The sequence below is a fragment of the Vibrio sp. 1401 genome (assembly GCF_033340295.1).
In genome coordinates, this window is sequence record NZ_JAWOWF010000074.1 from 1 (window position 1) to 13,394 (window position 13,394).

9 protein-coding genes and 1 pseudogene are annotated in these 13,394 nt (G+C 43.2%); 8 read left to right on the plus strand and 2 right to left on the minus strand.

Translation table 11 applies throughout. The annotated features are described in order from the left end of the window. Positions 1–200: 200 nt before the first annotated feature. From R7Z77_RS22860 to R7Z77_RS22875, 4 genes are all read left to right on the plus strand, one after another. Positions 201–1,154, plus strand: a complete 954-nt coding sequence (locus R7Z77_RS22860; protein ID WP_017819843.1) for a LysR family transcriptional regulator — start codon at positions 201–203, stop codon at positions 1,152–1,154. 151 nt (positions 1,155–1,305) lie between these two features. After that, entirely contained in the window at positions 1,306–3,249 is a 1,944-nt protein-coding gene (locus R7Z77_RS22865) for a TonB-dependent receptor domain-containing protein (RefSeq protein ID WP_318136849.1), read from the plus strand. A gap of 32 nt (positions 3,250–3,281) precedes the next feature. After that, complete coding sequence (locus R7Z77_RS22870; RefSeq protein WP_017819845.1) at positions 3,282–4,160, plus strand: alpha/beta hydrolase; 879 nt, start codon at positions 3,282–3,284, stop codon at positions 4,158–4,160. Positions 4,161–4,902: 742 nt separating this feature from the next. Then, positions 4,903–6,276 (plus strand): carbohydrate porin, encoded by a 1,374-nt coding sequence (locus R7Z77_RS22875; protein WP_054574597.1) that lies wholly within the window; start codon positions 4,903–4,905, stop codon positions 6,274–6,276. A gap of 63 nt (positions 6,277–6,339) precedes the next feature. Here the strand turns inward: R7Z77_RS22875 and R7Z77_RS22880 are convergent, their stop codons facing one another. After that, on the minus strand, positions 6,340–7,326 hold the full coding sequence (locus R7Z77_RS22880) for a LacI family DNA-binding transcriptional regulator (protein WP_053349295.1): 987 nt from the start codon (positions 7,324–7,326) through the stop codon (positions 6,340–6,342). Positions 7,327–7,561: 235 nt separating this feature from the next. On the opposite strand from R7Z77_RS22880, the gene R7Z77_RS22885 reads away from it, so the two are divergent. The 3 genes from R7Z77_RS22885 (at position 7,562) to R7Z77_RS22895 (ending at position 11,576) form a co-directional block, all read left to right on the plus strand. Next, on the plus strand, positions 7,562–9,001 hold the full coding sequence (locus R7Z77_RS22885) for a sucrose-specific PTS transporter subunit IIBC (RefSeq protein WP_062731055.1): 1,440 nt from the start codon (positions 7,562–7,564) through the stop codon (positions 8,999–9,001). A gap of 165 nt (positions 9,002–9,166) precedes the next feature. Next, on the plus strand, positions 9,167–10,090 hold the full coding sequence (locus R7Z77_RS22890) for an aminoimidazole riboside kinase (RefSeq protein WP_053349293.1): 924 nt from the start codon (positions 9,167–9,169) through the stop codon (positions 10,088–10,090). Positions 10,091–10,121: 31 nt separating this feature from the next. Further along, the gene (locus R7Z77_RS22895) at positions 10,122–11,576 is read left to right on the plus strand and encodes a sucrose-6-phosphate hydrolase (protein ID WP_213968096.1); all 1,455 of its coding nucleotides are present in this window, start codon (positions 10,122–10,124) and stop codon (positions 11,574–11,576) included. 64 nt (positions 11,577–11,640) lie between these two features. On the opposite strand, the pseudogene R7Z77_RS22900 reads toward R7Z77_RS22895, so the two are convergent. Next, positions 11,641–11,760 (minus strand): annotated as a pseudogene (locus R7Z77_RS22900) (dihydrofolate reductase); the annotation flags it as partial. 253 nt (positions 11,761–12,013) lie between these two features. On the opposite strand from R7Z77_RS22900, the gene yghU reads away from it, so the two are divergent. After that, positions 12,014–12,871, plus strand: a complete 858-nt coding sequence (yghU, locus tag R7Z77_RS22905) for a glutathione-dependent disulfide-bond oxidoreductase (RefSeq protein WP_005373705.1) — start codon at positions 12,014–12,016, stop codon at positions 12,869–12,871. Positions 12,872–13,394: the final 523 nt, after the last annotated feature.

A 13,394-nucleotide genomic window follows, 5' to 3' on the forward strand; every position in this document is an offset into this window, starting at 1 on the left:
AGGTTCATCTGGTGATACAGATGGTTCACACATTAAGCGGTGAACAGCGCTTCATACGACTTCACGTCGCACGCCCCTTTTCGTGTTAGCACGGAAACTGTCCTGCTACCAGACTTGTGTTTCAATAGTGCCTTGTAGTATCGAAAACACTTACCACAAACTCTAGAGATTTATGTACTATACCACCTACTGGAAGCTTGATGGGTGGTATTGACGTGAACTTATCTCAAATTGATCTGAATTTGCTCTTTGTTTTAAAGCACTTGCTCGAAGAGAAGCATGTATCTAACACCGCTATGGCTTTAAATATGAGCCAGTCTGCGGTAAGTCGAGCACTGCAAAAAATGAGAGTTTTCTTTAATGACGAATTACTGGTGCGCAAGAAATACGGCTATGAACTGACTCCAAAAGCAGAGTCAGTAAGGCAAGACATCAATAATGTGATTACCAGTTTAGAAAAACTTGCCCATAGAGACTCGTTTGATCCGAGCACTGTATCAAGCACCGTTAAGGTTTACGGCCTTCTTCCTCAGATTAATACCTTAATGCCTAAGGTTATCGCTAAGATTCGGCAAGAGGCTCCAAACCTTAAGGTCAGTTTGGACTCAGCACCAAAACGTCATTTTGATGCGTTGGTGGCTGGAGATGTTCATTTCGCACTTTCCTCTCATCAACCGCCAAGCTCTGAGCAAAATATCTATCGAATGGTTGTTGCTAAGCGTACTTTCCGTTTGCTTATGAGCCGCTATCATCCACTGGCCGATTTAGAGCTAACTCCAGAGCGTTTGGCCGAATTTGACTTTGGACAAGTCTCTTTGCAGGGTGAGAAGCGATTGTCGTTTGAGCATAAATACCAAGAGCTAGGGTTAGCGAACAAAAAAAAGCGTTTATCAGCGCCAGTGCAACTGAATAACTTTAGTTCTGCTCCAAGTATCGCTGCGGAGACTGAGATTATATTTCATCTACCGACACCTTTTGCAGAGGCAGCTTGTCAAGACCCTCGCTTGATCGTTCGAGAAGTACCTGCCGAGCTACAGTTGGACTTTCAAGAAGTCTTCCTATATTGGCACAAACGCTTTAACGATGATCCTATGTGTGAATGGGTACGAGAGATCTTTAAACAGCTCTATGTTGGAACCGATACTTTAGCTTAAATGCTTATATCGGGTAATTCGTGGTTAACTATTCGTATATTGGATAGTGATATTCTCTTTTCTCGATAGTGATTAACTTGTCAGTGATTATGATAATCAGGTTTAATTGATAATAATTATTAAATGCAATTACATTTTAAGCCTATTCAATATGAAGCCTCTTTTCACATACTCTCTATTTTCTACATCAGTTGTTTCTGCTTGTATTACTCTACCTATGGTCGTTGTTGCAAATGACCAGTTACCTGAGACTGGTATCAATACAACAGCAATGGAAACCGTAGTGGTTACAGCCTCTGGTTACGAACAGAATGTCACAGAAGCGCCAGCAACAATAAGTGTTCTCACCCGAGAGCAACTTGAAAATCGCTCATATAAAGATTTGACTGATGCTTTAAGTGATATACCTGGGGTAACCGTTACAGGAGGTGGTGATGGCCAAGATATCTCAATTCGAGGTATGCCTGCTCAATATACGGCCATTCTTGTTGATGGCAGGAAGCAGTCTGGTCGAGAAACTCAAACTAATGGTAGTACGTTTACTGAACAAGACTGGCTTCCCCCGTTGAGTGCAATTGAACGTATTGAAGTTGTACGTGGCCCTATGTCAACCCTTTATGGGTCTGATGCTTTGGGGGGTGTGATTAATATTATTACGCGTAAAAATTATCAAGAGTGGCACGGAAGCTTGCGTGCAGAAACGACGCTTCAAGAAAATTCAAAATCTGGAAATAGCTATCAAGGGCAGCTTTACCTTGCTGGCCCTGTCATTGATGGTCTGTTGAGTACTTCTTTGACTGGACTGTATCAGGAAAGAAAAGAAGATGAAATTGAAGGTGGTTATGCAGGTAAGACACTCGACAACTATCGAGCTTCTTTGTACCTCACACCTACCTCGGATGACACTTTTACTCTGGAGTTCACCAATCATAACCAAGAGCGAGAGACCACTCTAGGTAAATCAGTGGAGCGAGAGTCTCAAGTTGCAGTACGAGAATATGAACGCCAATCTATTGGTTTTAGCCACGACGGAAACTACTCTTGGGGTACAAGTTCTTCATTTATCAGTAATGAAACAGTAAAAAATATCGGTGCAGATAAAGAAGTCGAGAATAGTCAAATTAATACGCAATGGGGTCTGCCTCTTAATGCTCACTACTTAACACTGGGCGCATCTTTCGAGCAAAAGGATCTGACTGATAATAAACTGTCATTGACCTCTAAAAACAAGCAATGGGCAGTATTTGCTGAGGACGAGTGGTATCTCACGGATACATTCGCTCTCACCCTTGGTTTACGTTACGACGACAATGAGATCTTTGACGGGCAATTTAGCCCAAGAGCTTACGGGGTCTGGTCTATTGACCCTAGTTGGACGCTAAAAGGTGGTGTGTCTACGGGTTATCGAGCACCTAGTTTGACACAAATGGACGAAGAGTGGGTTCAAGAGAGCTGTAGAGGGCGTTGTTCTATTTACGGTAATCCAGACTTAACAGCAGAAACCTCCATCAATACAGAGATGGGACTGTATTACGTTAATGAGCGAGACCTTTCTGCAAACATTACTTTGTTTTACAGCGACTTCAAAGACAAGATCGAAAGTGAGTTTGTCGATCCGACGTGTACTGATAGCAGAAGTTGCGACCGCACTTACGTCAACATTGATGATGCGAACAGCTATGGTGCAGAAAGTTCCGTATCTAAGGGTATTACAGAGTCAATTACACTAAGTGCAACCTACTCGTATACTCGTAGTGAAAAGAACACTAATGACGATGATGATGGCTTGCCTCTTGTACAAGCACCTGAACATATCTTCTCACTTAATGGTGATTGGGCAGTGCGTGATGATGTTGCTTCATGGGCCCGCATGAACTATCAAGGCAAAGAGAAAAACAACATCACTAGTGATAGCACAAGAACGTTGGCACCTTCTATTACTTACGTGGATCTCGGTGTGAACTGGCGTGTAACTAAGAATGTGAAGTTAATGGCAGCGGTTTATAACTTGTTCGATGAGCAAATCACAGAGGAAGAGTTTGGCTACATTGAAGATGGCCGACGCTACTGGTTAGCTGCTGAAGCGACTTTCTAATCTACTTACTTTTTTAAGCGAATAACAAAACAATGAATACGAAAATTAAGTCTGCGATGACCTCTCTGCTACTTATGCCCTTTGTCTGTTTGGCTGGGGAGTTCAATGTAGAGAAGGATATCTTGTTCAAAACTGTAGGTGAAAGAGAGATTAAACTCGATCTTTATACTCCTTCGGTTGAATCAAATACTCAGTACCCGTTATTAGTCTGGGTACATGGTGGTGCATGGAAACGTGGGAGCAAAGACGCCATCCCAGAAAAGAACCCATTATTACTTCAGTCTGTGTTGAATGAAGGTTATGCGCTAGCTTCAGTTGATTATCGTTTAAGTGGAGAAGCGATCTTTCCTCAACCAGTACAAGACATTAATGATGCACTGAACTATTTGTACGACAATGCTGAAAAGCTCGGTATTAAAGCGGACAATGTTGTGATAATGGGACGCTCTGCTGGCGGGCACCTCGCTGGTTTTATTGGTGCGACTAACTCGGCATACAACCAAGTAGATTTCTATGAGCCACCAAAGTACAAGGTCTCAGCCGTAGTAAGCTTTTTTGGCCCTACCGATTTACTTGAGTTAAGTAATAAAGGTGGCAAGAAAACCAGCAAAAAATCGTCTGTATCTCGTTTCTTAGGAGATATTCCAAACAATATTCCAAAGCTTGCCAAGAAAGCATCAACGACGAGTTATGTGAATGAAAATACTCCACCATATATACAGTTACACGGCACCTTGGATAAGCGAGTGCCTCTATCTCAAAGTGAGATACTTAAGGCTAAGCTTGATGAGCATGGAGTTACCAACCAACTTTTCATTGAAGAAGGTGTAGGACACAGTGCACCTGTCTTTGATACCGAGAAGTACGTTACTCATGTTTTGGACTTCTTAAATAAACACTTTCCGAACTAACGCTCTAGTCAATATAAGGCTTAAAAGTTCAAGGGGAAATACTGAGCCAACTGTGATTACAGTTGGCTTTTTCATGTATCTCTATTGGGCATTTTATCATTCTGATTAATGGGAGCGGCTGGCCCATTTTCAGGCAGTGGTTGAATAAATCTATGACTACTTTAGGGTATGTATTCTAACGTACTTCTGTCCAAAAAAGTGTTTCGTTAGCTTGAATTAGAACAACAAAGCGCTCTTCACAGAAAATGAAGGTCGTTTATCTCGTCTTAACAGCCTTTCAAGTTGTTTGAAATGAGGTATCGAGATCCGCTTCGCTCTTAGTTACGTTCAACCTTAGCTGCTACTTTTCATCAACAAATAGAGATGAGTTACCATCAAGTAGCATAGGGAAGCGAGTGAGCACTATTCTCTCAAATGAACACTAAACCCCTTCTTTGTAGCCTGTCACCTTCAAACTACTTCCTCTAGCGCTAACAATTAATTCAAATGTGCGCTGGTTAATGATTTTTCTGTAATTAACACAATTGAACGTGATAGAAGTAACAAAATGGCCTCTTAACGGTAACGTTCCCGAAAAGTTTATATATTATCGCCCTCATTGATACAAGTGGTAGATACGCTCTGAGTACGAGCGCTCTGAAATTCAGACTTTAGATGGGTATTTAAAGTCACCATAAGTTTGCAATTTTACTTGGGAACGTTTGCAAATAACCTAAGTATAAATTTACGTGAGACTATGGAAATGAAACTACACACTTTGACGATGGCAGTAGCGCTTGGGCTGGTTACAGCACCTGCATTCGCAACAACAGATGTTGACGCTCTTGAAAAGCGAATTAATGAATTAGAACAGAGACTTGAACAGACAGAAAAAGTATCCACAGAAGCAAATGAGAAAGCCTCAAGCTTTGAGTTTCATGGCTACGCTCGTTCCGGGCTGCTCATTAATGACGATCTGAATGGTGCAGTGGGCACTGGTCCTTACATGACGGCAGCTGGTGCTATTGGCGCTCCAGTTGGGCGATTAGGGGTAGAGGATGATCATTATGTGGAAGCAAACCTTATTCACAAACGTTTTGCAGATGATGGTTCCAGCGCATTGTTCCGAATCATGTTGGCAGATAGTACGGAAACCAATAACGAATGGACGGCTAGCGAGAGTCAATTAAACGTTCGTCAGGTATATGCTGAGCTAAACAAGTTGAGCATGTTCTCTGAATCAAGTGCGTTTGCTGACGCGACGTTTTGGGCTGGTAAACGATTTGACCGTGATAACTTTGACATTCACTTCTTTGACTCGGATATTGTTTTCTTATCTGGCACTGGTGCTGGTGTGTATGACGTCCAAATGAGCGAATCATGGAAAGCAAACTTCTCGATCTATGGTCGTGATTTTGGTGAGATTGATAGCTCGTCAACGGATGTTGAAAACTATATCGCGACAATGAACAACCGCTTCGGTAATTGGCAATTGATGCTGAGCGGCATGACGTCAGCTGATAACAATGATCGCGTAGAAGGAGCAGCGGACAAAGGTTTACATGCGATGTTTGCCTACCATGGCGATAACTTCTTTGGCATGAGTGAAGGCTTCTCTAAAACCGGTATTTTGATGGGTGATGGATTGGGTGCGGAACTTAAAGGCATCGGTTCAAACGGAGATTTGTTAGAAGACGCAAAAGCCGTACGCTTGTTCAGCTATGGTGTAACACGCATCGGCGACAACTGGCGTGTAGCACCTGCGTTGCTAGCAGAACACAGCCAAGATCGCTTTGCTAAAAATGATGAATTTACGTGGGCATCGTTCAACATCCGCTTAGCGCAAGAGTTTACGCAGAACTTTGAGATGGTTTATGAAGGCTCATACCAATACATGGACCTAGACAATGCGATTGATAAAGCAAGTGGCAGTTTTTACAAAGCGACAATTGCACCAACGCTTAAGATGTCTACCGCTGCAGGTTTCTTTGACCGTCCGGAGCTACGTTTTGCAGTTAGCTACGTTGATTGGAGCGAAGACTTGAATGGCTACTCGATTAGCCAGGATGCGGGTGCTGCAACGATGGGTGATGGTGGTGAAGTTCTGTTTGCACTGCAAATGGAAACTTGGTTCTAAAGGGACCTAACCTACAAAGAGTAATAAGAAAAGCGCCAACTGATTTCAGTTGGCGCTTTTTCATTAACAGGACTGACGCTCAATAGTTTTGAAGGTTAGTACCATCTTACTCATTTCAAAACTTCTGTTGGCAATTCTATCTAGTAACAGTTTCGCACCATTTTCCCCTGCTTTATCAAATGCATAGTTAAATGTTGATAAGGTTGGGGTGCACACTGATGCGAGCTCATCATCACCAACGCCTAGCACTAAAACGTCTTTACCCGGTGTTAACCCGAGCTCTTGAATCGCTCTCATCGCACCGATAGCAATACGGTCTGTCGCACAGAACAAGCCATCTAGCTTAGGGTTCTTTGTTAAGTGTTGTTTTGCCAATGAATAGCCAGAATCGATGGTAAAGTCACCACGAGCATGGAAGGCGAGCTCAAAACCATGATGCTGTAGCGCTTGAACAAATCCTTCAGAGCGTTGCTTATCTACCGCGATATCGTCACCTTGCACACCAATAAAACCCATGGTTTGGCAACCTTTTTCAACCAGTCTATTTCCCGCTTCAAACCCTACTCGTGCGTCATCATGAATGATGCTTGGAATATTAAACATGGAACCATCTTGACCGACGAGCACAACTGGGACGGCTGAGTTTTGAATTGCTTTTACCAGCTTGGAATCGAGGTGGGTGGCGTAAAGAATGATCCCTTCAACCCGTTTTTGGTTAAAGATCTGAATGTATTCCAGTTCTTTTTCGTGGGCTTGGTGAGTGCTAGCAAGTAAGACATGTTTCCCGGCTTTTTCAAGGACATCGGTTAATCCATCGACACCTTGGGATGTGGCATGAGAGGAAACCCGAGGAACAATGACACCAACCAGATTGGTCTTTTGAGATTTTAGATCTTTAGCGACTTGGTTCGGCACATAGCCACATTCCGCTACTGCTTGGCGGACCTTCAGTTTTGTCGCTTCTTTTACGCCATATTCATCGTTTATAACCCGTGACACTGTTGATTTTGATACGCCAGCCAGACGGGCGACATCATGCAGACTCGCCATTGTTCCTATCCATTCTGTTTTTCGTTTTTGGGATTGTTTGCAAAGAGAAGATGAAAAGCTCTTTGATAAGTAGCGATTCTAACCTCCTATACTGCTCTTAGGGAGAGAATTTGACGATCATTCTCACATTCTCTCTGCTTTATCTTTGATCATTTGGTTTTATTGAGCAAAAATCTGTTTTGCAAACGTTCCCGAAAATTTCGCAAGCTCAGATAATAATCCAATGGGGTATGAAATGAATTATCCGGCAGTAGCAAAAGAGTTGTTAACTCTATTAGGTGGTAAAAGCAACATCACCGCACTTGCGCATTGTGCGACACGCTTACGCCTTGCCGTTGCAGATGAGCAAAAAATAGATGAACAAGCGATTGATAGCCTTGAAGGAGTAAAAGGGCAGTTCAAAGTTGCGGGTCAGTACCAAATCATTTTTGGATCTGGCATCGTAAACCAAGTTTATGCAGAAATGGCGAAGTTGACGGGGATGAGTGAAATGTCCACCAACGACGTTGCGTCTGCTGGCGCAGAGAAACAAAACATTGTTCAGCGCGCGGTGAAAGGGCTGTCTGATATTTTCGTTCCAATCATTCCAGCAATCGTCGCTGGTGGTTTGTTGATGGGTATCTATAACCTATTGACTGCTCAAGGCTTGTTCATTGATGGCAAATCTTTGATTGATGCCAACCCAGGACTGACAGACTTGGCGAACATGATCAACACGTTTGCGAACGCGCCGTTTGTTTACCTGCCTATTCTGCTGGCATTTTCAGCCAGTAAGAAGTTTGGCGGTAACCCATATTTAGGGGCGGCGCTAGGTATGTTGATGGTTCACCCTGACTTGCTGAATGGTTGGGGATTCGGCGGCGCATCTGTGTCTGGCAACATTCCGGTTTGGAATATTCTTGGCTTTGAAATCCAAAAAGTGGGTTACCAAGGTTCGGTGTTACCGGTTTTGGTATCGGCATTCATTCTTGCGAAGGTTGAGCTAGGCTTACGTAAAGTCATCCCTTCTGTTTTAGACAACCTTTTAACGCCATTACTGGCGATTTTCATAGCGGGTTTGCTGACGTTTACTGTCGTCGGTCCGTTCACGCGTGATATCGGTTTCCTATTGGGTGATGGTCTGAACTGGCTATACAACACAGCTGGCTTTGTTGGTGGTGCGGTATTTGGTCTTATTTATGCTCCGTTTGTTATTACTGGTATGCATCACAGCTTCATTGCGATTGAAACTCAACTTCTTGCGGATATTGCGACGACGGGCGGCACCTTTATCTTTCCTATTGCGGCGATGTCTAACGTTTCTCAAGGAGCGGCAGCGTTGGCGGTGGGCGTGATGAGCAAAGATAAGAAGATGAAAGGTATTGCGATTCCATCGGGTGTTACGGGTTTGCTGGGTATTACAGAACCGGCTATGTTTGGTGTTAACTTAAAACTACGTTACCCATTTATTGCGGCAGTTTGCGCTGCGGCGTTATCAAGTGCGTTCATCACAATGTTTAATGTGAAAGCTCAGGCATTGGGCGCAGCTGGTCTTCCAGGCATCATTTCCATTACGCCAGAGAAGATTGGGTACTACATCGCGGGTATGGTGATCGCGTTCTTGACCGCATTTGTTCTCACCATTGTTCTTGGTATGCGTGACCGCGCTAAAGTCGGTAAAAAAGCAGCGGCTTAATCTGAACTCCTTAAGGGTGGAGTCCCCCAAAATCCACTTCTTTTCCTAAATGTTTGGGGTGCTAGCCAAGCACTAATGGCTTGGCTAGCCTTTTTCAATTTTTACTTGGTAGTGAAGGTGTTCAACACGTTGGACTATCAGGGCTTTAATTTTAAGGTAAGCAAGATGAATCAAGTATGGGTAACTGGTGATGCAGTTGTCGATCTAATACCGGAATCTGAGACTTCTTTACTCAAATGTCCCGGTGGTGCACCAGCGAATGTCGCCGTAGCAATTGCTCGTCTATCTGGTAAGAGTGCGTTTTTTGGACGTGTAGGTGATGACCCATTTGGTCGCTTCATGCAATCAACGCTCGATCAAGAGGGCGTGAGCACGGAGTTTCTCGTTAAAGACCCTGAGCAAAGAACATCAACAGTGGTGGTAGATTTAGACGATCAAGGGGAACGCAGCTTTACATTTATGGTAAAACCGAGCGCTGATCAGTTTATGTCTGTTGAAGACATCCCAAACTTTAAGCAAGGTGACTGGCTACACGTTTGCTCAATTTCACTGGCAAATGAGCCAAGTAGAAGCAGCACATTTGAGGCGATCAAAAGAGCAAAAGCCGCTGGTGGTTTCATTAGCTTTGACCCTAACTTGCGTGATGAAGTGTGGCAAGATCAATCAGAAATCCAAGCTGTCGTGATGAAGGCTGTAGCGATGGCCGATGTGGTTAAGTTCTCTGAAGAAGAGCTTTTGTTCTTAACTGACTCAACATCGATGGCGCAAGGTTTACAACAAATAGCCTCTTTGAATATTGCTTTGGTCTTGGTGACACAAGGTGCGAAAGGTGTTTGGCGCGTCTTTGAAAGTCAGAGTGAACTGATCACAGGTCAAGTCGTTAGTCCGATTGATACCACAGGTGCGGGTGATGCTTTTGTCGGAGGGCTACTGGCATGCCTGTCTCGGCATGACGATTGGAAAAATCATCCTGTTGTTAGCTCTGCGATTCAATGGGCAAATGGCTGTGGTGCATTAGCGACGACGCAAAAAGGCGCAATGACCGCGCTTCCGACCCAGACAGAGTTGCTGCAATTTATTGGGCAATGATCTTCAGATCCAATTTCAGCTGAGAAAAATTATGAGCTTAAACAACCGTTGGACTGTAGAGCAAAGATATCGCCGACTTGAGCAAATCCCTCAGTGTGATATCGAAGAAATGACACTTTCACGTCAGCAAGATAAAGGCTTTCCTAGTTTTCATATCGCCCCTAGATTTGGGCTGTTAAATGACCCAAATGGGTTGTGCTATTTCAATGGTGAGCACCACATCTTTTACCAGTGGACGCCTGTGGGACCAGTCCATGGAATGAAGTATTGGTACCACCTTTCTACTAAAGACTTCATCCATTTTACTGATCATGGTGTGGGTCTTCATCCCGACCAAGACTACGATTCACATGGTGTCTATTCGGGCGGTGCTTTGGTGGAAAACAACAAGGCTTTGCTGTTTTTTACTGGTAATAAGCGTGACCAAAACTGGAATCGAATTCCAGCACAGTGCTTTGCCACCATGGATTCAGATGGCAACATTGAAAAGCATGGTGTGGTCATTGAGAACGAACATTACACGGAGCACTTTCGTGATCCAAAAGTTTGGAAGAAAGGCGACGACTATTTGATGGTGGTGGGTGCTCAAACCAAAACCGAGCATGGTTCAATGGCGCTCTATCAAAGCAAAGATTTGAAAACGTGGCAGCATAAAGGTCCTATCAAGACCAAGTTTTCTGACCTTGGGTACATGTGGGAGTGTCCTGATTTCTTTGAGATTAATGGTCAATCGGTGATGCTGTTTTCTCCACAGGGCGTGAGCAGTAATAATCCTTATGATTTCAAAAACATCTATTCTGTTGCGTATATCGTGGGTGATCAGTTGAACCTAGAGTCGATGATTTTAGAAAACCACCAAGATATTTTGCAGCCAGATTATGGGTTTGATTTCTACGCCCCACAAACCTATTTAGATGAGAATGGGCGTCGCATTCTTATTGCATGGATAGGGTTGCCAGAAATCGACACACCATCGGTCACACACCAGTGGGCGGGAATGTTGTCTCTTCCTAGAGAACTAACGTTGAAAGATGGTTTTCTTGTTCAAACTCCACTCCCTGAATTGGAGAGTTTAAGAAAAGAAGAGGTGGTCTTTGCACAGTCCCATACACTGGAAAGCACAAGTTGTTTGATCCAATTAGACCTTGAGGGCGATGGCTTTGAACTTGAGCTGAGTAACCTCAAAGGTGACAACATCGTCTTTAGTGCGACAAAGCACGGGTTTATGCTGGACCGTCGTCACATGTCTCATTTGTACGCAGAAGAATTTGGTAGCATTCGAAAAGCACCAAGATTGGACGCTAAGCAGACGATTGATATATATATCGACAATTCTGTCATCGAGATTTTCATTAATGGTGGCAAACACACGATGACCAGTCGTTTCTTTATTGATGACCTTAGTAAAGTAACGTTGATAGGTTTGGAACAAGCAAGGCTTTTCCCTTTGAAAGGTATAACTGGTTTGTTTGAATCAGCTAAGTAACGGTTTCGAATACATTAAAACGCCCTTCATTGATTTAGTGAAGGGCGTTTTTCTTTCTAACTATCTAACTTAACTGCCTATCACGTACGTAAGTGGTTTGAACTAGGGTATCCAAAACAACGTCACTCTTGGTGACTTTGAAGTTCAACGGTTGCTCCAAATCCCCAAACAGAGGTGCGCAGCCGAGTGTCGCTTACTCATCGTTGGCATCTCGAACCTAGTTCACATTATCGCGACGTTTTTACTTATAGCGTGAAAGAAAATCCCATAACCAAAGGTTCTAACTAAAAGAGATTGCAGGACTTTTATTTGGCGAATTCGACCTAATATCTTGAGTATGCCTAATCGCAGTTGGCGAAGAGGTGATGTTAATAATGCTTGCTGGCGCGTAAGACCCGTCAGTTTGAAGATGCATTCAAACACAATAAGGGAAAACAATGGCTAACGAATACATTCCACCAAAAGTTTGGACAAACGATAATGAAAACGGCGGTCAGTGGGCGAGCATCAACCGTCCGGATTCTGGCGCACGTCATGAGCAAGAGCTTCCAGTTGGTGAGCACCCATTCCAACTTTACTCAATGGGTACCCCAAATGGTCAGAAAGTGACGATCATGTTTGAAGAGCTTTTGGCGGCTGGCGTAACGGCAGCAGAATACGATGCATACCTGATTAAGATTGGCGATGGCGACCAGTTTGGCTCTGGCTTTGTGGCTGTTAACCCAAACTCTAAAATTCCGGCATTGGTTGACCGTTCGGGTTCTGAGCCAGTGAACGTGTTTGAATCTGGCAACATCTTGTTTTATCTAGCAGAGAAGTTTGATCATTTCTTACCAAAAGAAGGCGCTAAGCGTGCTGAGGTAATGAACTGGTTATTCTGGCTGCAAGGTTCTGCGCCATATCTAGGCGGTGGTTTTGGTCACTTCTACGCGTACGCACCAGAGAAGTTCGAGTACCCAATCAACCGCTTTACAATGGAAGCAAAACGTCAGTTAGATGTATTAGACAAGCGTCTTGCGAACAATGAGTTCCTAGGTGGCGATGAGTACAGCATCGCTGATATCGCAACATGGCCATGGTACGGCAACCTTGTGTTGGGTCGTGCTTACGATGCGGCTGAATTCTTAGACGTAGAAAGCTACAAAAACGTTGTGCGTTGGGCAAAAGTAATTGATGAGCGTGAAGCGGTAAAACGTGGTCGAATTGTGAACCGTTCATGGGGTGAAGAATGGGAGCAGTTACCTGAGCGCCACAGCGCAGAAGATATTGATAAAGTATTGAAACTTAAACCATAAGCAATCTTGGCCTAGCTACGTCAAATGAGTTTAGTTTTATCTATGCTTATACAGTGACCTTAATCAAATCTATAGCGCACCATATACGGTGCGCTATTTTTATTCTCATTTAGTCTCGAAATGCTAATTTATATCACCTCTTGAAGAGCATTTAGTTCGTAGATGAATCTTTAATGTATTTATATATTATGATGCAAAACAAAGCTCATATTTCCATGTTGAATATGGACTGGTCATACTGCTTTCTAATAATTAAATTATTTAAAAATTATAAACTGATTTTATATCCATTATAAATAAAATTAATGATAATTAATATTTGACATAACCACTAAATTTATGTGGAATATGCGGGTTGATTTGTTTTGAAGAAATAAAATTAATTTCTAGTACTTTTATTTAAGACAAGCTTAGCTTTTAGCGATGTTTAATTATTAATGCTTATACCCGAATTCAACTGCGAAGTGCGACACTCGCTAATATCAAGCAGCCAATGCCATTTCTTTAAATACAATTGCTGGCT

What these genes read in the sequence shown, in the direction of transcription:
- R7Z77_RS22860 (WP_017819843.1), top strand. Translation starts at nt 201, where the DNA reads ATGGGTGGTATTGACGTGAACTTATCTCAAATTGATCTGAATTTGCTC.
- R7Z77_RS22865 (WP_318136849.1), top strand. Translation starts at nt 1,306, where the DNA reads ATGAAGCCTCTTTTCACATACTCTCTATTTTCTACATCAGTTGTTTCT.
- R7Z77_RS22870 (WP_017819845.1), top strand. Translation starts at nt 3,282, where the DNA reads ATGAATACGAAAATTAAGTCTGCGATGACCTCTCTGCTACTTATGCCC.
- R7Z77_RS22875 (WP_054574597.1), top strand. Translation starts at nt 4,903, where the DNA reads ATGAAACTACACACTTTGACGATGGCAGTAGCGCTTGGGCTGGTTACA.
- R7Z77_RS22880 (WP_053349295.1), bottom strand. Translation starts at nt 7,326, where the DNA reads ATGGCGAGTCTGCATGATGTCGCCCGTCTGGCTGGCGTATCAAAATCA.
- R7Z77_RS22885 (WP_062731055.1), top strand. Translation starts at nt 7,562, where the DNA reads ATGAATTATCCGGCAGTAGCAAAAGAGTTGTTAACTCTATTAGGTGGT.
- R7Z77_RS22890 (WP_053349293.1), top strand. Translation starts at nt 9,167, where the DNA reads ATGAATCAAGTATGGGTAACTGGTGATGCAGTTGTCGATCTAATACCG.
- R7Z77_RS22895 (WP_213968096.1), top strand. Translation starts at nt 10,122, where the DNA reads ATGAGCTTAAACAACCGTTGGACTGTAGAGCAAAGATATCGCCGACTT.
- yghU (WP_005373705.1), top strand. Translation starts at nt 12,014, where the DNA reads ATGGCTAACGAATACATTCCACCAAAAGTTTGGACAAACGATAATGAA.